The sequence below is a fragment of the Stenotrophomonas sp. YJH_SMC_33 genome (genome assembly GCF_059372295.1).
This window is the reverse complement of sequence record NZ_JCAFVJ010000016.1, coordinates 59,997-85,925: the sequence shown is the minus strand read 5'-3', so window position 1 is coordinate 85,925 and position 25,929 is coordinate 59,997. Positions and strand designations below refer to the sequence as shown.

Genomic DNA, 25,929 nt, shown 5'->3' with positions numbered 1-25,929 from the left:
GACGTTAAGGTGCGGGATGGGGATCGCTCGGCTCGTCTGTCGGCTGCTATCCGCAGATATCATGTTGACGGTCCCTCCACCCTGGCTCCTACATACCGCGTAGGAGCCGGGAGGAACATACAAGCCCATGCTCGGCTGCTTTGCCTGGCACCATCAGCCGAGCATGGGCTCGGCTCTACATGACGCTTCAGTCGTCCCAGCCCACCAGTGCCAGCTTGCCCACCGTGCGTCCGCTGGCCAGGCGCTGATGCGCAATGTCCAGATTTGCCGCATTGATCGTGCCCAGTGACTCACTGAGCGTGCCGCGCAGCTGGCCAGCATCGATCATGCTGGCGGCGCGGCTGAGGATGCGGTGCTGTTCGATGCGGTCGGCGGTGGCAAAGCGCGAGCGCGCGAACATGAATTCCCAGTGGATGCCGATGCACTTGGCCTTGTAGGGATCGCCGATGCGCAGCGGGCCACGTGGCTCGACAATCAGCCCGACATGTCCCTGCGGCGCCAGCAGCTGGCCCAGCTCATCCCAGTACCGGTCGGTGTCGGCCAGGTTGAGTGCGACCTGCACCGCGTCGATGCCGAGCGCATGCAGCTGGGCCTGGAGCGGCTGCCGGTGATCAATCACGTGCCGGGCACCCATCTGCCGGCACCAGTCGGCCGAGGCTTCGCGCGACGCAGTGGCGATCACCTCGAAACCCGCATGGCGGGCCAGCTGGATCGCCATCGAGCCGACGCCGCCCGCACCGCCGATCACCAGCAGGTTCTGGCCGGCGTGGCGGCAATCATCCAGCCGCAGGGGCATACGCTCGAACAGCAGTTCCCAGGCAGTGAGCGTGGTCAGCGGCAGTGCCGCGGCCTCGGCGAAATCCAGCGTGGTGGGTTTGCGCGCGACCAGACGTTCGTCCACCCATTGGTACTGCGCGTTGCACCCCGGGCGGGTGACATCACCGGCGTAATAGACCTCATCACCGGACGCGAACAGGCTGGCCTCGTCGCCGATCGCCTCCACTACGCCGGCCGCGTCCCAGCCAAGGATGCGAGGTGCCTGGAGCGTGGCTGGATCCGTGCTGGCACGCTGCTTGCCGTCGACCGGGTTGACCGAAATCGCCTCGACCCGCACCAGCAGGTCGCGCCCCCGTGGAGGCAGCGGCGGAGGAAGGCGGATATCGCACAGCGCGGGGGCGGACTCACGACTCAGGGCGACGGCTTTCATCACGGCTCCGGCTGGGTTCGTGGTTTCCATCATAAGGTTCCTCACCTTTTCGCAGAGACGCTGAACTGCTCATCGCAGCGCGCTGCGCAATGTGTCGTTTCCAACGCCTAAACCCCGTCAAACCCTTGCAGCGTGAGGGTCTTGCGGATTTTCATCATCCTGTATAGGGTTTCAACGTCGGACCGATGGACGGTCGGGCGCAACACTTCACATGTTACGGGACTGTTAACATGGCCTTCACCCGCCTGAGCATAATGTTCGCGGCGGTGGCGTGCTGAATCGGCTGTCGTACATCGACGCACTTGTGCTGGCCCATGCCTCTACCGGTTTCATACCCCCGAAATAGGAGCTGTACTCAATGAACAAGAAGATCCTTACTGCCGCGCTGCTGGGCGGCCTGGCTTTCGCCCAGGCAGCTTCGGCGCAGGAGTTCGATGACCGCTGGTACCTGACCGGTTCGGCCGGCTTCAACTTCCAGGACAGCGACCGTCTGACCAATGATGCTCCGTTCGTGACCCTGGGCCTGGGCAAGTTCATCAGCCCGAACTGGTCGCTGGACGGTGAGCTGAACTATCAGAACCCGAACTTCGATTCGAACAAGGACCTGAACTGGTCGCAGTACGGCGTCTCGCTGGACCTGCGTCGCCACTTCATCAAGGAAGGCCGCGGCTGGAACCCGTACATCGTCGGTGGCCTGGGCTACCAGAAGTCGGAAGAAGAGTACCCGGCGCTGAATGCCAACGGTCCGCGCCAGCGTAAGGACGGCAACGTTGCCGCCAAGCTGGGCGTCGGCCTGCAGACCACCTTCGAAAAGCGCGTTGCTGTCCGCGCCGAAGTGGCTTACCGCGCTGACTTCGACGACCAGAGCGTTGCCGCTCCGAACGAAGACTGGTTCGGTGACGTGCTGGCTTCGGTCGGCGTCGTGATCCCGCTGGGCCCGGCTCCGGTCGCGGCTGCTCCGGCTCCGGCTCCGGTTGCCCCGAGCTGCGCCGATCTGGACGACGACGGTGACGGCGTCAACAACTGCGACGACAAGTGCCCGAACTCGCAGCCGGGTCAGACCATCGGTCCGGACGGTTGCCCGGTGCCGGTCTCCATCGACCTGAAGGGCGTCAACTTCGACTTCGACAAGTCGAACCTGCGTCCGGACGCCGTGGCGATCCTGAGCGAAGCCACCGAGATCCTGAAGCGTTACCCGGATCTGCGCGTTGAAGTTGCCGGTCACACCGACTCGAAGGGTACCGACGCTTACAACCAGAAGCTGTCGGAGCGTCGCGCCACCGCCGTGTACAACTACCTGACCAAGAACGGCGTTGACGCCGGTCGCCTGGTCGGCCCGATCGGCTACGGCGAGAGCCGTCCGATTGCTCCGAACACCAACCCGGATGGTTCGGACAACCCGGAAGGTCGCGCCAAGAACCGTCGTACCGAGCTGAACGTCCAGAACTAAGTTCTGACGCTCTGCCAGTAGGACACAGCAGGACCCGGCTTCGGCCGGGTCTTGTTGTTTCTGCGGCACTCAATCCAGGCATCTGGTGGTCTGCAAGTAACCGTTCGTCGGGTTTTTATCCTTAAAACCAATGAGTTGCCGTATTCATTGAAAGTGGCGCTTGAAAGCTGTCGCGGCATTGCTAAACTCGCCGCGTCCCTTCCTTTCCTGGATGCCCCTCATGCTGCGCTCTGCATCGGCCGCCTTCCTGGCGCTGGCCCTGGTTCCCGCCGCCCACGCTGCGGTCGATTGCTCGGTCAACACCAGCGCCTCGCCGCTGCCGTTGCCGGCCACGACCATCGCGCCGGTGGCCGACGAGCTGTACATCCGTGGCAACCAGCTGGGCATGCCGGCCGGTGTGCTGAGCAGCAACTACGATCCGTCGCAGTCGCTGGACCAGGTGCTGCAGCGCCTGCGCATCGACGGCTGCCAGAACATCGCCAAGGCCATCCCTAGCGCACCGGCGGTGAAGCCGAACGATCCGGCGGCCTACAAGCCGCAGACCGAATTCGACAACACGCCCTGGCGCTTCGACATGAGCCAGAACGGCAAGCGCATGACCGCCGAAGAGTTCGACGCCTGGATGAAGGCGCGCGGTGTGCGCGTGGTCAAGGCGCGTCCGGCCCCGGCCGCCACGCCGGCGGCGGCTGAAGCACCGGCTGAGACCAAGCCGGTCGACAAGAAATAAGCACCGCGGGGAGCAGAGGCTTGCGCACGCGCCGCCCACCTGCTGCCCCCGCTGCCCGCTCCCACGCACCGCGTGGGCGTGCGACTTCCGCTGCCGCTTCCGCCGGTGTCCGCCATGGCCTGGCGCGCGTACTGTCCAAGGCCGGCGTGTGCTCGCGCAGCGAGGCCGCGCGCTGGATTGCCGAAGGCCGCGTACGCGTGTCCGGCCGGATCGTGCGCGACCCGGAATTTCCGATTGGCCAGCCGGTGCCGCCGATCGAGGTCGATGGCCAGCCCATGGGCGCGCCACAGCGCCTGTACCTGATGCTCAACAAACCGCGCGGGGTAGTGACCACCGCGCAGGACGAGCGCGGCCGCGACACCGTCTACCGCTGTTTCGATGGCGCGGGGCTGCCGTGGATCGCGCCGGTCGGGCGCCTGGACAAGGCCAGTGAAGGGCTGTTGCTGTTCAGCAACGATCCGCAGTGGGCGGCGCGCCTGACCGACCCGCAGACCGGGCCGGACAAGACCTACCACGTGCAGGTTGATGGCCTGCCCGATGACGCGACGCTGGCGGCACTGCGGGCCGGCGTGGAGGACGAGGGCGAGTTCCTCGCCGCCCGTGCCGTGCGCGTACTGCGCAGTGGCGACAAGACCGCATGGCTGGAGGTGGTCCTCGACGAGGGCCGCAATCGCCATATCCGCCGCCTGTTGGCGGCCTTCGACCTGCAGGTGCTGCGCCTGGTCCGGGTCGCGATCGGCGGGCTGCAGCTCGGCGATCTCGGCAAGGGCCAGTGGCGGGTCCTGCAGGTCAGCGACCAGCAGCGGCTGGGGGCCGCTGCACCGGGCTGATCATCGCCCGTGGCCGGCGTTTGCCGGCCGCCGTTCCAGGCGTAGGGGGCGCCTGGCTGTCGAATATCCCGAACGGAGCCTGCCATGTACCACCTGACCCTCAATCAAACCCTGCGCTGCGCAGGCCTGCTGCTGCCGATGGTGCTGCTGAGCGCCTGTGGTGGCCACAAGAAGGTGGCCAAGGCGGAAACGCCGGCCGAGACCCCGGTGGTGGAAGTGAAGACCCCGGAGCTGGATGGTCGCGGCAGTTACCGCTTCCTGATGAGCAACGGCGACAAGAAGATGACCGCCGATGAGTTCGATGCCTGGATGAAGGCCAACGGTATCCGCGTAGCCAAGGGCAATGGCCAGGATGCCGCCGCCAAGCCGGTGGTGGTGGCCAGCAAGGACGAGCCGAAGGGCAAGAAGAAAAAGAAGTGACGCGCGTCGCGCGTCATTTCGGTAGCGCCGGGCCGTGCCCGGCGAGCGCATGGCGCGGCTTTCGGGAAATCGCCGGGCATGGCCCGGCGCTACCCCTGGGGATCCGACCCCGGTGCGGTCAGCCCTTGACCACGCCCAGTTCGACGCCGATGCGCGTGAATGCATCGATCGCGCGGTCCAGATGCTCGCGGCTGTGCGCGGCGCTGATCTGGGTGCGGATGCGCGCCTGGCCCTTGGGTACCACCGGGAAGAAGAAACCGATCGCGTAGATGCCTTCTTCGAGCAGGCGCTCGGCGAACTTCTGTGCCAGCGGCGCGTCGTACAGCATCACCGGGCTGATCGGATGTACGCCCGGCTTCACGTCGAAACCGGCCGCGGTCATTTTTTCGCGGAAGTAGGCGGTGTTCTCGGCCAGCGTGCTGCGCAGGTCGTCGGCGGCGGCCAGCATTTCGAATGCCTTGATGCCTGCGGCCACCACGTGCGGCGGCAGCGAGTTGGAGAACAGGTACGGGCGCGAGCGCTGGCGCAGCAGTTCGATCACTTCGGCGCTGGCGCAGGTGAAGCCGCCAAGTGCGCCACCCATGGCCTTGCCCAGGGTGCCGGTGATGATGTCGATCTTCTCCAGCACGCCCTTGACCTCGGCCGAACCGCGGCCGGTGGCGCCAAGGAAACCGGTGGCGTGGCATTCGTCGATGTGCACCAGCGCGTTGTACTTCTTCGCCAGCGCAGTGATCTCGTCCAGCGGCGCGATGAAGCCGTCCATCGAGAACACGCCGTCGGTGGTGATCAGCTTGGTCTTGCAGCCGGCGGCATCGGCGGCCTGCAGCTGGGCTTCCAGGTCGGCCATGTCGCAGTTGGCGTAGCGGAAACGCTTGGCCTTGCACAGGCGCACGCCGTCGATGATCGACGCATGGTTCAGTGCGTCGGAAATGATCGCGTCATTCTCGCCAAGCAGTGGCTCGAACAGGCCGCCATTGGCATCGAAGCAGGCCGCGTACAGGATGGTGTCCTGCTTGCCGAAGAAATCGGCGATCTGCTTCTCCAGCTGCTTGTGCAGGTCCTGGGTGCCGCAGATGAAGCGCACCGACGCCATGCCGAAGCCGTGGCTGTCCAGCGCGTCCTTGGCGGCCTGGATCAGGTCCGGGTGGTCGGCCAGGCCCAGATAGTTGTTGGCACAGAAATTCAGCACCGTGCGGCCGTCGTCGAGGGTGATCTCGGCCGACTGCGGGCTGGTGATGATCCGCTCGGACTTGAACAGGCCCTGGGCGCGGATGGCGTCCAGTTCCTCGGCGTAGTGGCGGGTCAGGGCGGAGGAGGGGTCGGTCATGGCGTGGGCACGGTTCTGAGCGGGGAAACCGCTGATTCTACCGGGCATCGCCGCTTGCCAACCGGCGCAGTTGCGGCGTCACCAGAGCGGACACATGTTGCATCGCAATAGCAAACGGGTTAAAAATTCGTGAACCGGCGCTGTCCCGCTCCGGCCGCCCCGCCTTCCGCGCCACGCCACCGCCCCCACCGGAGACGCTCATGAAGCACGCCCGTGCCTGCCTCGCCATTGCCGCTGCCCTGTCCATGGCCGCCCCGTTCACCGCCAGTGCCCAGGAAGACGAATCGCCGTACAGCTGGAACGTCACCGCCGTTTCCGATTACCTGTTCCGTGGTGTCTCACAGACCGACGAAAAGCCGACCCTGCAGGCGGGGTTCACCTACACCTCGCCGGTCGGCCTGTATGCCGGTGTCTGGGGTTCGGGCGTCGACTTCGGTCCGGGCGACCCGAGCACCGAGGTCGACTACCAGATCGGCTATGGCGTTGACGTCACGCCCCGCGTCAATTTCGACGCCCTGCTGAACCGCTACACCTACCTCGGTGCCAGCGAGCTGAACTACAACGAGCTGATCACCACCACCACGCTGGATGAGACCTACAAGCTGACGGTGGCCTACACCAACGATGTCTGGAACAGCAGCACCGATGGCTGGTACTTCGGCCTGGGCGGCAGCTGGGGCCTGCCGAAAGACTTCACGCTGAATGCCAACGTCGGTCGCAGCACCTTCGAGGACGGCATCGCCAAGGACTACACCGACTGGAACGTCGGCGTCGCGCGCCAGTTCGGCCTGTTCAACGTCGGCCTGGGCTACTACGGCACCGATGGCAACGGCCGTGACAACTCCGGCAAGCTGGCCCACAGCCGGGTGATGCTGAGCGTGGCCGTCGGCAAGTAACGCCGCAGGCGTTACGGCAGGTGCCAGGCTTGCCTGGCACGCATTGGAAAAGGCGCCCATCGGGCGCCTTTTTCATTCCGGTGACGCCGGGCATGCCCCGGCGCTACCGTGGGGCGGATCAGTTCCAGCTCAATACCACTTTGCCGGCCTTGCCTTCTTCCATCAGGTCGAAGCCCTTCTGGAAATCGTCAATCGGCAGCTGGTGGGTCATCACCTTGCCGAGCGGGAAGCCGGACAGCACCAGCTGGGTCATCTTGTACCAGGTCTCGTACATCTTGCGGCCGTAGATGCCCTGCACGGTCAGGCCCTTGAAGATGATCTTGTCCCAGTCGCAGCCGGCGCCCTTGGGCATGATGCCGAGCATGGCGATCTTGCCGCCGTGGTACATGCAGTCGAGCATGTCATTGAAAGCGCGCGGGTTGCCGCTCATTTCCAGGCCCACGTCGAAGCCTTCCATGTGCAGTTCCTTCATCACGTCCTTCAGCGACTGGTTGGCCACGTTGACCACGCGGGTAGCGCCCATGTCGGCGGCCAGCTTCAGGCGGAAGTCGTTGACGTCGGTCACCACTACGTTACGCGCGCCGATGTGCTTGCAGATGCCGGCGGCGATGATGCCGATCGGGCCGGCACCGGTGATCAGCACGTCCTCCCCGATCACATCGAATTCCAGCGCACAGTGCGCGGCGTTGCCGTAAGGATCGAAGAACGCGGCCAGCTCCGACGGAATCTGGTCCGGGATCGGCCACAGGTTGCTGGCCGGCATCACCATGTATTCGGCGAACGCGCCGTTGACGTTGACGCCGATGCCGACGGTGTTCGGACACAGGTGCGGGCGGCCGCCCCGGCAGTTGCGGCAATGACCGCAGACGATGTGGCCTTCGGCCGAGACGCGCTGGCCGATCTCATAGCCGGTCACTGCCGAGCCCAGCGCGGCGACGCGGCCGACGAATTCGTGGCCGATGGTCAGGCCCGGCTTGATGGTGCGCTGGCTCCACTCGTCCCACAGGTAGATGTGCAGGTCGGTACCGCAGATCGCGGTCTTCTCCAGCTTGATCAGGACCTCGTTCGGGCCGGGGGTCGGCACCGGAACTTCTTCCAGCCAGATGCCCTTGGCTGCTTCGCGCTTGACCAGGGCCTTCATCGTTTGCTGCGCCATCGGGGTGGAACTCATCAGGGGGGAAAGCGCGGATTATAGGGTGCCGCGCGGATTTCCCATGTTGCGCTGCGGGTGCAGTGGTGGAACGAAAGGCGTGCGCCGGCGGGCGTTTCGAACGTACTGCGAACAGCGGCGCCTCCCTGATCCGGGAAAGGGGGCGTGGTCACCCTGGCCGGGACACGCAAAAGCCCATCCATGGTGCTCGATGGCGCCTTGCTCGTGCGCGCTATCCTGCGCACACGGCAAGACCGGGGTTGGGCGTCCTGCCCAACCCGCCAGTCGCATGCGCCCGGCCCATGGCGCCAACGGTCCCGTCCAAGGTGACCACGCCCCCTCTGGACGATTTCCGTGTGCGCGGCCGACGTGCGCGTGGCAGAGCAAGAAGCAGGCCCATGACTTCCGGGGTTCGGGCCGGGGCAGGGCGGCGGGCTACAATCGAGGGTTCCACTACCAGGGGCCGCTCCATGCGCTCGAACCTGCTTGCATTTTCCATCGTCGCCAGCCTCGGGCTGGCCCAGGTCGCCCATGCCGCTGAAGGCATGTGGGTGCCGCAGCAGCTGCCGGAAATCGCCGGCCCGCTGCAGAAGGCCGGCCTGAAGCTGTCCCCGCAGCAGCTGTCCAACCTGACCGGCGACCCGATGGGCGCGGTCGTCGCCCTCGGCGGCTGCACCGCCAGCTTCGTCTCGCCGCAGGGTCTGGTGGTCACCAACCACCATTGCGCGTATGGCGCCATCCAGCTGAATTCGACCGCGCAGAAGAACCTGATCAAGGACGGCTTCAACGCGCCGACCCTGAAGGACGAACTGAGCGCCGGCCCGAACGCCCGCGTGTTCGTGCTCGACCAGATCACCGACGTCACCGCCCAGGCCAAGGCCGCCATCGCCGCCGCCGGCAATGACCCGTTGGCCCGCAGCCGCGCGCTGGACGCCTTCGACAAGGCCCAGGTTGCCGCCTGTGAGGCCGATGCCGGTTTCCGCTGCCGCCTGTACAGCTTCTCCGGCGGCAACACCTACCGCCTGTTCCGCAACATGGAAATCAAGGATGTGCGCCTGGTCTACGCGCCCCCGGGCAGCGTCGGCAAGTTCGGCGGCGACGTCGACAACTGGATGTGGCCACGCCACACCGGCGATTTCTCGTTCTACCGCGCCTACGTCGGCAAGGACGGCAAGCCGGCCGCCTTCGCCGCCGACAACGTGCCGTACCAGCCCAAGCACTTCCTGAAGTTCGCCGACCAGCCGCTGGGCGCCGACGACTTCGTGATGGTGGCCGGCTACCCGGGCCGCACCAACCGCTACGCGCTGGCCGGTGAGTTCAACGAAACCGCCAGCTTCACCTACCCGACCATCGCCAAGCACTACAACGCGGTGCTGAAGCTGATCGCCGACGCCGGCAAGGCCGACGCCGACGTCAAGGTGAAGTACGCCGCCACCGCCGCCAGCATGAACAACGTGGCCAAGAATTACTTGGGCCAGCTGGAAGGCTTCAAGCGCATCGACGCCGCTGGCCAGAAGCAGGCTGAAGAAGCCGCCGTGCTGGCGTGGCTGAAGAAGCAGGGCGCTGCCGGCAAGCCGGCCCTGGCCGCACACGCGCAGCTGCTCAAGCATCTGGATACCAGCAAGGCCACCCGCGAACGCGACCTGTTCGTCGGCCAGTTCAACAACACCTCGGCCGTTGGCGCGGCGATCACCCTGTACCGCCTGTCGATCGAGCGCAGCAAGCCGGATGCCGAACGCGAAGCCGGTTACCAGGAACGCGACCTGACCACCATCGAAGGTGGCCTGAAGCAGATGGATCGTCGCTACGTGGCGAAGATGGACCAGCAGCTGCAGGCCTACTGGCTGGAGCAGTACGTGGCCCTGCCGGCCGCGCAGCGCGACAATGACGTGCTGAACAAGTGGCTGGCCGGCAGCGATGCCGCTGCGGTGAAGTCGGTGGTGGCCAAGCTGTCGGGCACCGAGCTGGGCAGCCTGGATGCACGCCTGAAGTGGTTCAAGGCCGACCGTGCCGCGTTTGAAGCCAGCAGCGATCCGGCCATCCAGTACGCCGTAGCTGTCATGCCGGCACTGCTGAAGCAGGAAGAGCAGAAGAAGATCCGCGAAGGCGAATCGCTGACCGCGCGCCCGCTGTACCTGCAGGCCGTGGCCGACTACAAGAAGAGCCAGGGTGAGTTTGTCTACCCGGACGCCAACCTGTCGCTGCGCATCACCTTCGGCAACGTCATGGGCTATGGCAAGGACGGCGTGACGTACACCCCGTTCACCACCCTGGAAGGCGTGGCGGCGAAGGAGACCGGTGAAGATCCGTTCGATTCGCCGAAGGCGCTGCTCGATGCGGTCAAGGCCAAGCGTTACGGCGGCCTGGAAGACAAGCGCATCGGTTCGGTGCCGGTGAACTTCCTGTCCAACCTGGACATCACCGGCGGCAACTCGGGTTCGCCGGTGCTGGACGCCAACGGCAAGCTGGTCGGCCTGGCCTTCGATGGCAACTGGGAATCGGTCAGCTCCAACTGGGTGTTCGACCCGGTGATGACCCGCATGATCGCCGTCGACAGCCGCTACATGCAGTGGATCATGCAGGAAGTGGCGCCGGCGCCGCAGCTGCTGAAGGAACTGAACCTGGCGAAATAAACCGGTTGCGGTAGTGCCGGCCGCTGGCCGGCAAACACGACCCGATGGCCGGGAATTCCGAAACCCCGCGACCCACGTCGCGGGGTTTTTTCATGCCCGGCCCGGCCCGGTGCGCCGAACAGGTATCATCCCTGTTCCGCGTGCTTCACAGGATGTGAACGAAACGCGGAAACCTCCTCCCCCCAGGACCCCTTGCACGCATGCGCATCCTGCTTGCCCGCCACGGCGAAACGCCGTGGAACGCCGAAGGCCGCTACCAGGGCCAGATCGACATCCCGCTTTCGCCGATCGGCGAAGCCCAGGCCCAGGCCCTGGGTGCCCGCCTGGCCTCGGTGGACATCACCCGTGCCGTCGCCTCGCCGCTGTCGCGCGCGCAGCGGACCGCGCAGCTGGCGCTTGGCGCCGCCCGCGCCGACATGCTGCTGACCGAGCCGGAGCTGCAGGAAATCGCCCACGGTGAATGGGAAGGGTTGCTGGCCAGCGAGATCCACGAGAAGGATCCGTCGCGCCTGCAGGCCTGGCGCGAGGAGCCGGATACGGTGTTGATGCCCGGCGGCGAATCGCTGCGCCTGGTGCTGGAGCGCAGCTGGCGTGGCCTGGCCCGCGCCACCGAAGGCCTCGGCGAGCACGACACCCTGCTGGTGGTTGCGCACGATGCGGTCAACCGCGTGATCCTGTGCAAGGTGCTGGGCCTGCCGCTTTCCCGGCTGTGGACCTTCCGCCAGGCACCGACCACGCTCAACCTGCTCGAAGGCGCCGACCTGGACAGCCTGGAAGTGGTGCGCCTGAACGACTGCGCCCACCACACGCCGTTCTTCGGCGAAGCCAAGCACCGCGCCCTCTGATTCCCGAACCACCTGCTTCTGCTGGAACCCCTGCCGTGACGAACACCCCGACCACCCTGGCCGACTGGCTGGACTACATTGAACGCCAGCACCCGGCGACCATCGACATGGGCCTGGAGCGCGTGCGCGCCGTGGCCACCGCGATGGGCCTGGGGGTGCCGGGCAAGCGCACCATCGTGGTTGGTGGCACCAACGGCAAGGGCTCGACCGTCGCCTTCATCGAAGCCATTGCACGTGCCGCCGGCTGGAAGGTTGGCGCGTACACCTCGCCGCATCTGCTGCGCTACAACGAGCGCGTGCGCATCGACGGCCAGGACGTGGACGATGCGGCGCTGGTTGCTGCGTTCAACGCCGTCGAGGCCGCACGCGGCGAGACCACGCTGACCTATTTCGAGTACGGCACGCTGGCCGCGCTGCAGCTGTTCGCCGACGCCGGGCTGGACCTGGCGGTTCTGGAAGTGGGTCTGGGCGGTCGCCTGGATGCGGTCAACATCGTCGACGCCGATGTGGCCGTGATCACCACTGTGGACATCGACCATGCCGAATGGCTGGGCGAAGACCGCGAAGCAATCGGCACCGAGAAGGCCGGCATCATCCGTGGCTGGAAGCCGGTGATCCTGGGTGAGACCGACCCGCCGTCGAGCGTGCTCGCACGGGCCTACCTGGTGGGTGCCAACGCGATCCGCGGCGGCAGCGACTATTTCTACGAGCCGATCGATGCCCAGCGCTGGCGCTGGCGGGACGTTGGCCTGCGCATGGAACTGCCAACCCCGGCGCTGGCCGGGCCGATCCAGCTGGCCAATGCGGGTGCCGCCATTGCTGCGCTGCGCGCGCTGGACAAGCCGGTGCCGCGCGCGGCGTGGGCCGCTGGTATCGCGGCGGCGCGTATCCCGGGTCGGCTGCAGGCGTTCGAGCGAGATGGCGTGCAGATCCGCGTCGACGTCGGGCACAACCCGCAGGCGGCGGGCCAGCTGGCCCGTGCGCTGAAGGCCGAAGCGTCGGCCGGGCGCACCTTGGCGGTGTATGCCGCATTGCAGGACAAGGACGCGGTGGGTGTGGTGCAGGCATTGCAGGGCGTGGTTGGCGAGTGGACCCTTGCCGGCCTGGACGGCCCGCGCGGCCAGAGTGCCGCCCAGTTGCAGGCGCGCCTGGCCGAGACCGATGCTGGCAGCGCGCAGCTGGCCGCTTCGGTCGGGCAGGCGCTGGCGCAGGTACTGGACCGGGCCGAGCGCGGTGACCGCGTACTGGTGTTTGGCTCCTTCCATACCGCCGCCGCCGCGTTGCAGTGGCTGCAGCGCAACGCCTGAGCCACGTTCAGCCAATCCCGACGCCGTCCGGTCCGGCACCCGTATAATCGACCGCAACCTCCGGACAGTTGCCGCCTCACGTGGATACGCCTCTGAAACAGCGTCTGATTGGTGCCATCGTGCTGGTCGCACTGGCCGTGATTTTCCTGCCGATGCTGGTCAAGGGACCTGCACCGGACAGCGGTGTGGCCTCGGTGCCGATCGCCGCGCCGGACGCGCCGGCCGATGGCCAGTTCGAAACCCGTGAACTACCGCTGGTGGCTCCGGCCGGTGGTGCCACCGGCCTGCAGACCGGGCAGGCCAAGCCGCTGCAGGACGCCGCCACGCCGGCCACTCCGCCGACCGTGGACACCTCCCCGGCGGTTGCTGCCGGCAACTACGCCGTCACCTTCGGCGCCTACGGCAGCAGGGCCGACGCCGATGCCGTGATTGCCTACCTGCAGCGCTCGCAGCTGCCGGGCTTCGCAGAAGCGACCACCATCAACGGCCGTCAGGCATGGCGTGTGCGCGTGGGGCCGTACGCCGACCGTGCACAGGCCGAGGCCGCCCGCCTGCAGGCGGTGAAGATCCGTGCCGATGTGAAGGCCGAAGTGATCACCCTGGATGCCGCAGCGGACAGCAGCGCCCCGATGGCAGCCACCCCGGCACCGGCTACGCCGAGCGCCAGTACCCCATCCGCCGCCACCGCGCCGTCGGCCAGCAGCAACCCGGTGCGCAGTGAAAGCCTGCCGCCGAGTACGCCGACTGCAACGACCACTCCGGCGGCCAAGCCCGAGCCGCCGAAGCCGGCGCCGAAGCCCGAAACCCCGAAGCCCGAGCCGAAGCCGGAGGCCACCGCGAGCAAGCCGGCAACGGCCCCGGCCACGCCGGCAGCACCGGCCGCCAGCGGCGTCGGCTTTGCCGTGCAGCTGGGCGCGTTCGGCCAGGCCAACGATGCCAACGCCCTGCGCGACAAGGTCCGCGCCGCCGGCTTCAGTGCTTTTGTCGAGCAGGTGCGCACCGAAAAGGGCACCCTGCATCGCGTCCGCGTCGGGCCGGTGGCCAACCGTGGCGATGCCGAGCAGCTGAAGGCGCAGGTCGCCGCCAAGGTCGGCGTCGCCGGCATGGTCCGGCCGCACCCATGACCCACGCGCAGCCGCGTTGCCAGCGCCGCCGAAGGAGCGGGGCGCCATGATCGACGTGGTGCTGCTGATCGTGATCGCCGCCTCCACCCTGCTGGGGATGCTGCGCGGCTTCGTCGGCATCGTCATTGGCACCCTGTCGTGGCTGCTGGCCGCGTGGGCGGCCTTCGCCTTCGGCAATGATGCCGCCCATTGGTGGGCTGCCCCGGCGGCCCCCGGTGGCGAACACTTCGTCGGCGGCTACCTGGGCGTCGGCATCGGCGTGATGATCGTGGTCGCGGTGATCGGCATGGTCATCAAGGCCCTGGTCCACCGCAGCATGCTGACCAGCCTGGACCGCCTGCTGGGCGGGGTGCTGGGCGCCGTGCGGGGCGGCCTGATCGCAGCGATCCTGCTGCTGCTGGGCAGTTTCACCCCGTTGACTGCCGAACCCTCCTGGCAGCGCTCGGCGGTGCGCCCACTGCTGAATCCCACCGTTGCCTGGATGAACAGCAAGCTGCCGCACTGGGAGGTTCCCGGGGCCGATCTGCTGCCCAAGGCCTTGCCGACCGACGCGCTGTCCCCATCTGCATTGATGGAATTGGGCAAGAACGCAGGCGCCGGGTTGGGAAAGCCGGGCGCGGCAGGCGATAATGGCATCCTCAACCAGGTAGTGGCAGGCAGCGGATGGCTGCGGCCTGCGAAAGCGGAACAGGGCGATTCCTACGATCCGGCGGAAGTGCGCCCGGATGCTCCTGCACTGCCGGACAGTATCGAGCCGGGCGATCCGGCCAACGTCGACCGCGTGCGCGGCGACCACCGCGGCCAGGTACGGCCACCTTCCTTGTAACTGGGCACAGCCCAGCGGAGACCTCGCATCATGTGTGGCATCGTCGGAATCGTCGGCAACCAGAACGTCGCCGGGCAGTTGTATGACGGCTTGACCGTCCTCCAGCACCGTGGCCAGGATGCGGCGGGCATCGCCACCGCCAGCGGCAGCCGCCTGCGCGTGCAGAAGGCCACCGGCCTGGTCCGCGATGTGTTCGATGCCCGCACCATGTCCACCCTGGAAGGCAGCGTGGGCATTGCCCACGTGCGCTACCCGACCGCCGGTTCGGAAGGCATGGACGAGGCGCAGCCGTTCTACGTCAATTCGCCGTACGGCATCGCGCTGGCCCACAACGGCAACCTGATCAACACCGAGGTGCTGCGCCAGCAGGTGTTCGAACAGGACCGCCGCAACGTCAACACCGATTCGGACAGCGAAGTGCTGCTGAACGTGTTCGCCTACGAACTGGAACAGCAGCGCCAGCTCAGCCCGGAAGCGGCCATCCGCGCGGTGGCCGGCGTGCACCGCCGTTGCAAGGGCGGCTATGCGGTGGTCAGCGTGGTGCTGGGCCTGGGCCTGGTTGCCTTCCGCGACCCGCATGGCATCCGTCCGCTGGTGCTGGGCAAGCGCAGCCATGCCGAGGGCGACGAGTACATCGTGGCGTCCGAGTCGGCCGCGCTGGACGTGCTGGGCTTCCAGCGCGTGCGCGATGTGCAGCCGGGCGAAGCGCTGGTGATCACCGCGCGCGGCGAGCTGTTCTCGGAGATCTGCGCCGAGCCGGCCGAGCACACCCCGTGCATCTTCGAATACGTGTACTTCGCGCGCCCGGACTCGATGATCGACAATGTCTCGGTGCACAAGGCGCGCATGCGCATGGGCATCAAGCTGGGCGAGAAGATCCTGCGCCTGCGCCCGGATCATGACATCGACACCATCATTCCGATCCCGGATACCTCGCGCGACGCTGCGCTTGAGATCTCCAACGTGCTCGGCGTGAAGTACCGCGAAGGCTTCATCAAGAACCGCTACATCGGCCGTACCTTCATCATGCCGGGGCAGGGCGAACGCGTGAAGTCGGTGCGTCGCAAGCTCAACCCGATCCACCTTGAGTTCCGCAACCGCGTGGTGCTGCTGGTGGACGATTCGATCGTGCGTGGCACCACCAGCCAGCAGATCGTGCAGATGGCCCGTGACGCGGGCGCGCGCAAGGTCTATCTGGCCAGCGCCGCGCCGCCGGTGCGCTACCCGAACATCTACGGCATCGACATGCCGGCGGCCGAGGAACTGGTCGCGCACAACCGCACCGTGGAAGAGATCGAAGCCCACCTGGGCTGCGACTGGCTGATCTACCAGGACCTGGAAGACATGGAAGCGGCAGTGAGCGAGGGCAATCCGGCGCTGCGCAACTTCGATTCGTCCTGCTTCAACGGCCACTACCCGACCGGCATTGAACCGGGCTACTTCGAGCGCATCCAGCAGCTGCGGTCGGACGACGCCAAGCACAAGCGGCGCGCCTGAGGACCAGGCGTGGTCGATGTACCCGACGTTGGTGGCGACCTGCTGCGCGCAGCGCAGCAGTGCCTGGCCGAAGCCGACCCGCTGCGCAAGGTTGCGCTGACCCAGGCGTATGCGGCCGCGTTCCGTGCCGGTCGCCTGAAGGTGGTGGCCGATGCGCCACCGCCGGAACCGATCCGCATGCCGGGCCGGCCAGCGCAGCTGATGCTGGTGCATCCGCGCGAAGTTCCGCGGCGCGGACTGGGGGGCGTGGAAGGTCGGGCTGCCTTCATCCACGCCATCGCCCATATCGAACTCAACGCGATCGACCTGGCCTGGGACGCGGTGTACCGCTTCCGTGGCCTGCCGTCGGCGTTTCATGCCGACTGGGTCAGCTGTGCCGACGACGAATCGCGGCATTTCATGCTGCTGCGCGAGCGCCTGCAGGTGCATGGCCACGACTACGCCGACTTCCCCGCGCACAACGGCCTGTGGGAAATGTGCGAAAAGACCGCGCACGATGGCCTGGCACGCATGGCGCTGGTGCCGCGCGTGCTGGAAGCGCGCGGCCTGGACGTGACGCCCGGCATGATCGAGAAACTGCGCAATGTCGGTGATGGCGAAACCGCCGATGTGCTGGAGGTGATCCTGCGTGAGGAAGTGGCGCATGTTGCCGCCGGTTCGCGCTGGTACCGCTGGTACTGCGACCGCGCCGGTGTCGAGCCGCGCGCACGTTTCAAGGAACTGCTTGTGGAGTATGCCGGCGGCTACCTGCACGGGCCGTTCAACATGGAAGCGCGCCTGCTGGCCGGGTTCGATGCGGATGAGCTGGCCAACCTTGTCGAGCAGGCCGGCTGAGAACAGGGGAGGTCCCCTTTTCTTATGCGTTCGGCAACACCACGCGCTTGCCATCCACGGTTGGCCGGTTGATATAGAACAAGCCAGGGCCTGGTCGATACGGCAGTTCGCTGACGCCGGCATCGGCGGCGTAGGTCAGTGCGGTGTCGCCCAGTGCATCGAAGTTCCAGTGCGCCGACTGCATCAGGTAACGCCGACGCAGCAGCGCCTCCTGTGTCGCCGTCAGTGGCTGTCCGGCCACCAGGCGCCGTGCGATAGGCCGCAGGGCGGACGGCAGTTCCCAGCCGGGAACCTCGGCGGCATTTGCAGTCCATTGCACGCCGGCATCGATGGCCTGCTGCTGCATCACCTGCAGTGCGATCAGCTGGTAACGCCAGTCGATGGGCCGGCGCAGTACTACAGCGGCGGTCACATACAGCACCGGTGACAACAGCACGCTGCGGCTGCCGGCGCGTCGCTGCTGCTGCCACTGGTGCCAGACATCCACCCAGATTTCCTTCTCGTCCACGCCCAGCTGCTGTCGCCAGCGTTCGGCATCGGCCTGTGTTTCAGCATAGGCCGTGGTGGCCTGCAGCATCGCCAGTGGAGGAATCTGGTAGTCGGCAACCGCGGGGCGGCGCAGCAACTGCCGGCGCGGGCGACTGAGCAGCTTGGGCCCTTCGTCGAGCTGGTTGTAGCCGCCACCGATGTTGGCGTGCACGCCGGGCAGGGCAATCTCGGTGAACGGCGGCGCCACGCTGGTCAGTGCATAGTGCTGGCGATGTTCATCACGCGCGGTGAGCTGCACGACGTGGCGTGCGATGCCACTGCGCAGCGCCAGTTGCGGCTGTTCCTCGGCGCGGCCGCCATTGACCGCGACAACGGTGTCGAACAGCCCGATGAAGCGCAGCACCGGCGTGGACGGGGCGAAGTTCGCAGTGCAGGACAGGCCGGCGGCCTGTAGCAGCTGGCGCCAGCGCACGCCGTCCCAGCCCTGAAGTTGGTTGGCGATGTCACGTGCGGCAGCAGCGCCGCGTGAATAACCGAACAGGTCCAGCTGCACGCCATGCAGCGGTCGCTGCCAGCGTGCGGATAGTCCCGACAGTGCGGCCGGAAGCAGCACCTGCAGCGCGCGCTGCACTTTCGCGCGCACACCACTGGCGCCGATGCCGAACGCCAGTCCGATCAGGTCGTCGTCGGCATCGTCGCGGGTGCCCACGCCTTCCACGTAGATCGACAGCGAAGGTGTGGCCATCGCATCGCGGCGGCTGTCCGGATACAGCTGCTGCAGGCGTGCGATGTTGGTCAGGCCGTTGTCGTAGCTGCTGGTCAGCCGGCTCTGGTAGGTCGAATCGTCATCCGCACGCAGCTGCGCCGGACGTGGCTGCGGAACCCGGGGGCGACCGCGTGCCAGGTTGTGTGCGTTGTTGCGGGTGCCATCGAAGAACAGGCCTATCCGCAGCAAGCCGACATCTTCGTCCGTGTCCTGCGATGGAGCCATGTGCATGTCCCGTCGTGGCTACGTCACGGTAGCGCGAAAGCGGTGTATTGGCGAAGTGTAGTGACGCTTTTGACCTTAATTAACGTAGATGCGGTGGATCACAGTTCCTGATTTTCATCTCCGTCTTCTATTGAATTCACACGGCCCACGCAGGCCATATGGCCAAACCCGGCAAACCCGGGCGTGCTGCATCAACGCTGTTCACATCATTCAAGGAGCGACGCAATGTTGTCCAGATCGATTGGCAAAGCGGCAGGTGGCCTGGTGTTGGGTTTGTCGGTGGCAGCGGCCGCGCAGGCGGCACCGTTGTTCGAGCCAGTGACGGTCATCAGCCGTGCATCGGCAAACAGTGAGCCCGCGCTGGGCAAGCTGCTGGCCACCCCGTCCACCGCGACGGTACAGGAAGTGCGTGTCGATGCAGCTGCCACCGCGCAGCCGCAGCTCGAGTTCGAACTGCTCGGCCGGCGCGTGCAGGCGGTGCGCAGCAAGGTGGAGGCGCTGCCCGATGGCGGCAACATCTGGTACGGCCAGTTCCGCTCCCCTTCGGACAAGCTGACCGCTGCCACGTCCAATGGCCAGGACGATCCGGGCAATTCGCTGATCCTGGTGCGCTCGGGCGACACCATCACTGGGTCGATCCGCAAGGACGGCAAGCTCTATCGCCTGCGCCCGCTGGGCAACCGCCACGTGCTGGTGGAAGTGGACGAATCGCGGATGCCGGCCGACCATCCGGCCGACTACAACCAGCTGCCGAAAATCCCGATGGGCGCCAACGATCGCATCGGTACCGCACAGGCGTCGTCCGGCACCCCGGCCACCATCCGCGTGCTGGTGGTGGCGACCAATGCGGCCGTGGCGGCCTATGGCGGCAACATGCAGTCGCTGGTGCAGCTGGCCGTGGCCGAGTCCAACCAGGGGTATGTCAACAGCAACGTGGGCATCACCATGCAGCTGGCCCGCTACGAGACCACCAACTACACCGAATCGGGCAGCTTCGATACTGATCTGGCCCGCTTCCGTGGCACCAGCGACGGCTACATGGACAGCATCCACACCAGCCGGAACACCTACACGGCGGACGTGGGCGTGCTGCTGATCAACAACAGTGCGTACTGTGGCCTGGCCTCGGGCATAGGCTCGACGGCTTCCACCGCCTTCGCGGCGGTGTACTGGGATTGCGCGACAGGCTATTACTCGTTCGCGCACGAGATCGGCCACCTGCAGAGTGCACGGCATGATATCGCCACCGACCCGAGCACCTCGCCGTACGCCTATGGCCATGGTTATCGCTATGAGCCGTCCAGCGGCACCGGCTGGCGCACGATCATGGCCTACAACTGCACCCGCAGCTGCCCGCGCCTGAACTACTGGTCCAACCCGAACATCAGCTACAACGGCATCCCGATGGGCAACGCCAGTACCGCCGACAACCAGCGCGTGCTGGTCAATACCAAGGCCACCATCGCGGGCTTCCGCTGAGGCCAGGCGCCGGCCAGGGGCGGTGTCTGCCCGGGTGCGTGCACCTGCCCGGGTAGATGCCAACCCTGGTTGGCACCCTGCGATCCATCATTCGCGCGCGAGCGTATCCAGCGACCAGCCGCCGGCATCCACGCGCAGCACCGATCCCTGTTCGTACCAGTCGCCCAGTACGATGCGGGTGCAGGTGCGTCCACCGGCCTGAAGCGTGTGCACCGCCGGGCGATGGGTGTGGCCATGGATCATCGTATCCACGCCGTGGCGCACGAAGGTGGCATCGACTTCGGCCGGGGCCACGTCGGTGACGGTCTCGAACTGTGCGCGGTCACCCTGCTTCATTTCCGCCTGGCGTGCCTGGCTGGCATCACGCGCCTTCTGCGCGAAGGCGATGCGCGCGGCCAGCGGCTGCGACAGGAACTGCGCCTGGAATGCCGGGTCGCGCGTCTGCGCGCGGAACTGCTGGTAGGGAATGTCGTCGGTGCACAACAGGTCGCCGTGCTGCAGCAGCACCGGGCGGCCGTACAGTTCGATCACGCAGGGGTCGGGCAGGATGCGCAGGCCGGCGCGGCGGGCATAGTCCTCGCCGAGCAGGAAATCGCGGTTGCCGCGGATGAAGTACACCGGCACGCCGCTGTCGAAGAGTGCCTTCAGTGCGTCGGCCACCGCATCGGCGGCGGGTGAGGGCGTGTCGTCGCCGATCCAGGCCTCGAACAGGTCGCCCAGGATGTACAGCGCATCGGCGCCGGGCGCCTGGTCGCGCAGGAAGCGCAGGAACAGGTCGGTGATCTCCGGACGGCTGGGGTCCAGATGCAGGTCGGAAATGAACAGCGTGGTCATGCCTGCATTCTAGGCCATCAACGATGACGGTAGCGCCGGGCCACGCGCGGCCGGTGCAGCGGCCATCACACCGGCAGCGGCAGCCAGGCCAGGCTGGCCGAGGCCAACAGGATGGCGATGCCGGTGGCGGCCAGTACATCGGACGGGTAGTGCAGGCCCAGTACCACCCGCGACAGCGCGACGCCGAAGGTGAAGGGAACCAGCAGCGGTGCCAGCCACGGGTAGTAGGCCAGCGCGACGATGGTGAACGACACCGCGTGCAGGGTGTGCCCGGAAGGGAAGCTGAACTCGTCCAGCGGCGCCACCCAGGCGCGGATGCGCAGATCGGCCGCATACGGGCGAGGGCGTCGGGTCCAGCGCTTGAGGCCTTTGTAGAGCAGCAGTGCGGCCAGCCCGGTGGCGGCCATGTGCACCGATGCACGCAGTCCGTCGAAGCCGTCCAGCAGCACCAGTGCGCCCATCAGCACGTACCAGAACACGCCATCGCCGAGCCGGCTGATGACCGAGAACAGCCGGCGCACACGGCGACGCCGGCAGTAGTGGTTGGCCCGGCGGCACAGCCGTGCTTCGCGGCCGGCCAGCAGCTCAAGCGGCGTAGTGCGCATGGCCGCTCCTCCGCGACTGGGCCAGCTCGGCCAGCAGCGCATCGAATTCGGCAACCACCTGTTGTGGATGCAGGCGCTTCATCGCACGCGCGGCGCTGCTGCCCAACTCGCGGCGCCGTGCATCATCGGCGGCCAGCTGCACGGCTGCCTCGATGAACTGCTCATCGTTTTCCACGGCCGCGCCGTTCTCGCCGTCACGCAGGTATTCGCGAGCCGCGCCATAGTCGAAAGCGACGGTGGCCAGGCCGCTGGCCATGCTTTCCAGGGTCACGTTGCCAAAGGTCTCGCTGCGGCTGGGGAACAGGAACAGATCGCCGCTGGCGAAATGCCGGGCCAGCGCATCGCCGCGCTGGATGCCGCAGAAGATGAAATCCGGGTTTTCATGTGCCAGTTTTTCGCGGGCTGGGCCATCGCCCACCCATACGAAGCGGGCTTTGGGCCGGATCTGCTGCAGGCGTCGGAAGGCTCTCACCGCCAGGCCAAGGTTCTTTTCCGCGGCGATGCGGCCGACGTAGATCGCGACCAGGCCATTGCCGTCCACGCCCCATTCCTCGCGCAGCGCCGGGTCGCGCCGGCCGGGATCGAACTGCTGGCTGTCGACCGCGCGCGCCAGCAGGCACACGCGGTCGAAGCCCTGTTCAACAAGGAACTGCTGCAGTTCGCGGGTGGGCACCAGGGTTGCATCGGCCTGATTGTGGAACCGGCGCATCCAGCGCATCGCCGCGGCCTGCAGCCAGGCCACGCCGTAGTCGGGCAGGTACTCGTCGAAGCGGGTGTGGAAACCACTGGCGACCGGAATGCCAAGGCGGCGTGCGGTGCGCAGCGCCGACCAGCCCAGCGGGCCCTCGGTGGCAATGTAGACCGCATCGGGACGCCGCTGCTGCCAGTGGCGGTTGAGCCGGATCGGCGCAGGCAGGCCGAAGCGCAGGCCGGGGTAGCGCGGCAGTGCGGCGCCCGGAACCAGCAGCGCACCTGGCGCCGAGTCCGGTGCTTCGCTGGCCTGGCGTGGCCGGATCAGGTCGATTTCATGGCCGGAATTGCGCAGTCCCTGCTCCAGGCCCTGCACGGTGAGGGCAACGCCGTTCACTTCCGGCGGGTAGGTCTCGGTGACGATGGCATAGCGCATGGCGGGCCTCCGGGTTTCCGGCATGCTCGGGCCTGGCGATGTAGCTGATATGACCGCTTTGCGACCACGGGATGACGGCCGTCCGGTTGCCGTGGAGCCACGGCCCCGAAGGGCCGTGGCGGTGCTGCAGCAAGCGCGGTGGATCAGAAGCGCTGCTGGTATTTCATGTAGATGAAACGACCAATGTCGAAGCCACCGTAGTAGGAGAAATTGGCGCTCGGCTGGCTGTACATGACCGGACCCTGGCGGCCGAACACATTGTTGGCACCGATCGAGACGGTCGCATCCCATGGCAGGTTGTAGCGTGCCTGCACGTCGTGGAAGGTGACCGATCCGCGACGGTTGTAGTCACGGCTGCCGCTGAACCATGGTGCGCGCTGGTCGGGGTGCGAACACTCGTTCGGATACTCATCAACGCCCAGGCAGCGCTCCTTGACCGCAGAGAAGTAGCGCAGGCCCCAAGTCAGGCCGAGGTTGCCGCGTTCCCAGCCCAGCGATGCGTTGGAGCGCACGCGGAAGCCGATGCCACCGTCGGTGGCGATGCCATTGCTGGGAATCGGCGGTACATCCGCCTCGTTGGTGGTCCGTTGCTCCGCAGCGACCACATAGGTGGTCTTCCAGTCGGCGCTCAACGTGCCCCAGGAGGTTTCGATCTTGTGGCCGATCTCCAGGTCATAGCCTTCGGCCTGGCGGAAACCGCTGTTGCGGCTGCCATAGCTGAGCGTGTTGACGATGCCCAGCTCCGGGTCGCGGGTAAAGCTGCCGCAGCGCTCGGCGATGCCCAGTTCGTAGCAGTCGCGGAGGATGTCGTTGGGGTGGTCGGCGACAATGGTGTTGTCGATGCGGATCTTCCACCAGTCCAGCGCGATGTTCAGCCCTTCGGCAAACGTCGGGCTCCACACCAGGCCCAGGGTGCGGCTGGTAGAGGTTTCCGGCTTCAGGTCGGGATTGGAACCGTTGGTGAAGGGCAGCGGTGTCTGCCCGCTGCTGCCGGTGATCGGCTCATTGCCCTGGCCGAGCTGGCGGTAGCTGTCTGCATTGGCGATGTCGGCGGCGCAGCGTGCACGCACCTCCGGGCTGCTGGCGGCCGCGCCATACACCGTATCGCAGGGGTCACGGAAGCCGGTGGTGAAGGTCTGCGAACCCCCACCGTACAGATTCGCGATGGTCGGTGCACGGAAGCCCTGCGCCCAGGTGCCACGGACCAGCAGCTGGTCGATCGGCTTCCACGACACGCCGAACTTGCTGTTGAGGGTTCCGCCGAAGGTGGTGTAGTCCGAGTAGCGCGTTGCCGCGTCGAGGGTCAGCTGGCGTGCACCGGGGAGGTCGTGCAGCAACGGCACGCTCAGCTCCAGGTAGGCCTCGTCGACGCGGTAACCCCCTCCAGTGGGGCCCGCCGCCAGGTTGGTGGTGGCACCGGTCTGGGCCAGCGCGTCGGGAATGAAGCGCCCCTCCTCGCGGCGGCTCTCCACGCCCAGGGCGAAGCCCAGTTCCCCCGCAGGCAGCGTGGCAAGGCCTCCACTGAGGCTGGCGAACAGGTTGCGGGTGGTGTTTCTGCCACGGGTGATTTCCTCGGGGAACAGCCAGTCCTGCAGTTCGCCGTTGCCGGTCAGGCCGTAAGGGTCATCCTGGCCATACGGCACCAGCGGATTCCAGGGCTTGCAGCCGGCAATCGGTGCCTCCGGTGTACCGCATTCCACCTTGCCGGTGGCCGGGTTGTAGAACGAAGGGCCGGTGGAATCGGCGACGCGCTGCTTGTGCAGGTTGCCGGTGGCACGCTGCTCCAGTTCGCTGCGGTTGTACTGGTAGCCGGCTTCCCAATCGAACTCGCGACCGACGAACTGGAAGCTGCCTTCAAACGCGGCCACACCCTGCCAGGTGGTCAGTTCGCTGATGCTGACCCGCGGAATCTCCCAGGTGCGGCGGTTCCAGTGCACGTCGCTTGGGTGTTCATAGCCGTGGTGGCTGCCGAACGGGTTGAACCAGCTGTCGGCGGACATCGGCGTGATGCCGGCCGCAGCGGACTGGAACGGATAGCCGGCGACCTGGCGCGTGGTGGTACGCCGGTTGTAGGCCAGCTGCGTATTGAAGCGGACCTGGTCGTTCATATCCATGCGTGCGTCGACAAAGAGCGAATCGCGCTTGATCGGTGTCTGCACGTGCATCTGCTCGTTGCTGTTGCTGACATCACCGGTGAACGGTGTGTTGTCACTGAGGTGGAAACTGTCCGGCCCGCCCGGCTGGCTGCCGCGGTCGAGGGAATAGCTGCAGCCACGGCTGCTGCTGCAGCCCGGGCCCTTGAAGCCGACGATGCGCCCCCACTGGCCGACCGTGGTCCAGCCATCGTCCGGATGACGATCGGTGTAGCTGTAGGCGCTGAAGCCGCGGTCCTTGGCCCATACGCCCTTCTCTTCGACATGCTCGGCGGCGACGCTGATCGAGGCGCGGTCGTTCGACCAGCCGGCAACCACGTCGTACTGGGTGCGCGCACCGTCACCTTCGCTGAACTGCCCGTGGTAGACGTTGGCCGCCACGCCCTGGACGTTGCGCCGGGTGATGATGTTGACCACGCCGGCCATCGCGTCGGAACCGTAGATGGCCGAAGCGCCGTCCTTCAGCACTTCCATGCGCTCCACGGCAGCGGCGGGAATGCTGGAAATGTCCTGGTAACCCGAAGTGGTCATGCCCAGGCGCTTGCCGTTGACCAGCACCAGCGTGCGCTGCGCCCCCAGCCCGCGCATGTCCACGTAGCTGCCGCCGGAGGCTTCGCCACTGCTGAGCGGGCTGGCGCGGCTGAGCGCGGGGCTGCCGGTCGCGGTCAGGTTCTGCAGGATGTCCGCGACGGAATTGAAGCCCTGCCGCTCGATGTCGGCGCGGCTGATGGTCAGCACCGGCTGTGCGGTTTCCAGGTCGACCTGGCGGATGCGCGAACCGGTGATCTCGATACGGTCCAGCGTGGTGGCTTCCGGTGCATGCTGGGCGAATGCGGGGGCGGCCAGTGCGGTGGTGGCCGTCATCGTCAGTGCACGACGGATCGCCAACCCCAGTTCGGGAATACGGATGGTCATGGGTCTCTCTCTCGGTCTTCGAAGTCTTCGGAACACAGCCAAGCGGGGCTGCGTCAATGCCACCGCGGTGGTGGACGTTCGAACCTAGTGAAGACGGGCGTGGAGACGTATGGGCAAGCGACGAAAGTCGTGCAGACAGGTGTGACGTTTCTGCACAAAGCGGAAGCAGATCAATCGATTGCTCCGGCCTGCGGCGTTACGGCGGAGGCGAGGCAGCGGACCGGGTCCCTGATGGAACGCAGCACGGGCAATGTGGAAAGCGAC

21 protein-coding genes are annotated in these 25,929 nt (G+C 66.6%); 13 read left to right on the top strand and 8 right to left on the bottom strand.

Translation table 11 applies throughout. The features are described from left to right. Positions 1–187: 187 nt before the first annotated feature. Complete coding sequence (locus tag AC5P9W_RS18435; RefSeq protein ID WP_021202255.1) at positions 188–1,207, bottom strand: zinc-binding alcohol dehydrogenase family protein; 1,020 nt, start codon at positions 1,205–1,207, stop codon at positions 188–190. 358 nt (positions 1,208–1,565) lie between these two features. On the opposite strand from AC5P9W_RS18435, the gene AC5P9W_RS18430 reads away from it, so the two are divergent. The 4 genes from AC5P9W_RS18430 (at position 1,566) to AC5P9W_RS18415 (ending at position 4,634) form a co-directional block, all read left to right on the top strand. Beyond that, positions 1,566–2,657, top strand: coding sequence for an OmpA family protein (locus AC5P9W_RS18430; protein WP_019659558.1), 1,092 nt, complete (start codon positions 1,566–1,568; stop codon positions 2,655–2,657). A 220-nt stretch (positions 2,658–2,877) separates the two neighbouring features. Further along, positions 2,878–3,384 (top strand): hypothetical protein, encoded by a 507-nt coding sequence (locus tag AC5P9W_RS18425; protein ID WP_014646073.1) that lies wholly within the window; start codon positions 2,878–2,880, stop codon positions 3,382–3,384. 20 nt (positions 3,385–3,404) lie between these two features. Beyond that, positions 3,405–4,214: a pseudouridine synthase gene (locus tag AC5P9W_RS18420; protein WP_019659557.1), complete on the top strand. Its 810-nt coding sequence runs from the start codon at positions 3,405–3,407 to the stop codon at positions 4,212–4,214. Positions 4,215–4,298: 84 nt separating this feature from the next. After that, positions 4,299–4,634, top strand: coding sequence for a hypothetical protein (locus tag AC5P9W_RS18415; protein WP_019659556.1), 336 nt, complete (start codon positions 4,299–4,301; stop codon positions 4,632–4,634). A gap of 118 nt (positions 4,635–4,752) precedes the next feature. Here the strand turns inward: AC5P9W_RS18415 and kbl are convergent, their stop codons facing one another. Then, positions 4,753–5,961 (bottom strand): glycine C-acetyltransferase, encoded by a 1,209-nt coding sequence (gene kbl, locus AC5P9W_RS18410; protein WP_021202257.1) that lies wholly within the window; start codon positions 5,959–5,961, stop codon positions 4,753–4,755. A 200-nt stretch (positions 5,962–6,161) separates the two neighbouring features. On the opposite strand from kbl, the gene AC5P9W_RS18405 reads away from it, so the two are divergent. After that, positions 6,162–6,857: a TorF family putative porin gene (locus AC5P9W_RS18405; RefSeq protein ID WP_021202258.1), complete on the top strand. Its 696-nt coding sequence runs from the start codon at positions 6,162–6,164 to the stop codon at positions 6,855–6,857. Positions 6,858–6,975: 118 nt separating this feature from the next. On the opposite strand, the gene tdh is transcribed toward AC5P9W_RS18405, so the two are convergent. Further along, a complete protein-coding gene (gene tdh, locus AC5P9W_RS18400; RefSeq protein WP_026346966.1) occupies positions 6,976–7,998 on the bottom strand; it encodes an L-threonine 3-dehydrogenase in 1,023 nt (340 codons plus the stop codon). A gap of 479 nt (positions 7,999–8,477) precedes the next feature. Between tdh and AC5P9W_RS18395 the strand changes: the two genes are divergently transcribed. The 7 genes from AC5P9W_RS18395 (at position 8,478) to AC5P9W_RS18365 (ending at position 17,073) form a co-directional block, all read left to right on the top strand. Continuing rightward, positions 8,478–10,640: a S46 family peptidase gene (locus AC5P9W_RS18395; protein WP_111097983.1), complete on the top strand. Its 2,163-nt coding sequence runs from the start codon at positions 8,478–8,480 to the stop codon at positions 10,638–10,640. A 200-nt stretch (positions 10,641–10,840) separates the two neighbouring features. Then, complete coding sequence (locus tag AC5P9W_RS18390; protein ID WP_005408242.1) at positions 10,841–11,485, top strand: histidine phosphatase family protein; 645 nt, start codon at positions 10,841–10,843, stop codon at positions 11,483–11,485. Positions 11,486–11,520: 35 nt separating this feature from the next. Then, positions 11,521–12,792, top strand: a complete 1,272-nt coding sequence (gene folC / locus AC5P9W_RS18385; protein ID WP_197574901.1) for a bifunctional tetrahydrofolate synthase/dihydrofolate synthase — start codon at positions 11,521–11,523, stop codon at positions 12,790–12,792. A gap of 80 nt (positions 12,793–12,872) precedes the next feature. Beyond that, positions 12,873–13,916 (top strand): SPOR domain-containing protein, encoded by a 1,044-nt coding sequence (locus AC5P9W_RS18380; protein ID WP_288041494.1) that lies wholly within the window; start codon positions 12,873–12,875, stop codon positions 13,914–13,916. Between the two features lie 46 nt (positions 13,917–13,962). Further along, the gene (locus tag AC5P9W_RS18375) at positions 13,963–14,742 is read left to right on the top strand and encodes a CvpA family protein (RefSeq protein WP_019659549.1); all 780 of its coding nucleotides are present in this window, start codon (positions 13,963–13,965) and stop codon (positions 14,740–14,742) included. Between the two features lie 30 nt (positions 14,743–14,772). Continuing rightward, positions 14,773–16,239: an amidophosphoribosyltransferase gene (gene purF / locus AC5P9W_RS18370; RefSeq protein ID WP_021202991.1), complete on the top strand. Its 1,467-nt coding sequence runs from the start codon at positions 14,773–14,775 to the stop codon at positions 16,237–16,239. A gap of 9 nt (positions 16,240–16,248) precedes the next feature. Then, positions 16,249–17,073, top strand: a complete 825-nt coding sequence (locus AC5P9W_RS18365; RefSeq protein ID WP_155029009.1) for a ferritin-like domain-containing protein — start codon at positions 16,249–16,251, stop codon at positions 17,071–17,073. A 22-nt stretch (positions 17,074–17,095) separates the two neighbouring features. On the opposite strand, the gene AC5P9W_RS18360 is transcribed toward AC5P9W_RS18365, so the two are convergent. After that, positions 17,096–18,553 carry a T6SS phospholipase effector Tle1-like catalytic domain-containing protein gene (locus AC5P9W_RS18360; protein WP_021202989.1) on the bottom strand — a complete coding sequence of 486 codons (1,458 nt, stop codon included), beginning with the start codon at positions 18,551–18,553 and terminating at the stop codon, positions 17,096–17,098. Positions 18,554–18,778: 225 nt separating this feature from the next. Here AC5P9W_RS18360 and AC5P9W_RS18355 point away from each other — a divergent pair, with 225 nt between their 5' ends. Next, positions 18,779–20,032, top strand: a complete 1,254-nt coding sequence (locus AC5P9W_RS18355) for a M12 family metallo-peptidase (RefSeq protein ID WP_111097981.1) — start codon at positions 18,779–18,781, stop codon at positions 20,030–20,032. An 87-nt stretch (positions 20,033–20,119) separates the two neighbouring features. Here the strand turns inward: AC5P9W_RS18355 and lpxH are convergent, their stop codons facing one another. The 4 genes from lpxH to AC5P9W_RS18335 form a co-directional block, all read right to left on the bottom strand. After that, the gene (gene lpxH, locus AC5P9W_RS18350) at positions 20,120–20,866 is read right to left on the bottom strand and encodes a UDP-2,3-diacylglucosamine diphosphatase (RefSeq protein ID WP_019659544.1); all 747 of its coding nucleotides are present in this window, start codon (positions 20,864–20,866) and stop codon (positions 20,120–20,122) included. A 65-nt stretch (positions 20,867–20,931) separates the two neighbouring features. After that, positions 20,932–21,471 carry a phosphatase PAP2 family protein gene (locus AC5P9W_RS18345; protein ID WP_010483928.1) on the bottom strand — a complete coding sequence of 180 codons (540 nt, stop codon included), beginning with the start codon at positions 21,469–21,471 and terminating at the stop codon, positions 20,932–20,934. Further along, complete coding sequence (locus tag AC5P9W_RS18340) at positions 21,452–22,597, bottom strand: glycosyltransferase family 4 protein (protein ID WP_021202985.1); 1,146 nt, start codon at positions 22,595–22,597, stop codon at positions 21,452–21,454. Before AC5P9W_RS18340 ends, AC5P9W_RS18345 begins: the two co-directional genes overlap by 20 nt. Positions 22,598–22,740: 143 nt before the next feature. Then, positions 22,741–25,665 carry a TonB-dependent receptor domain-containing protein gene (locus AC5P9W_RS18335; RefSeq protein WP_111097980.1) on the bottom strand — a complete coding sequence of 975 codons (2,925 nt, stop codon included), beginning with the start codon at positions 25,663–25,665 and terminating at the stop codon, positions 22,741–22,743. Positions 25,666–25,929 lie beyond the last annotated feature (264 nt).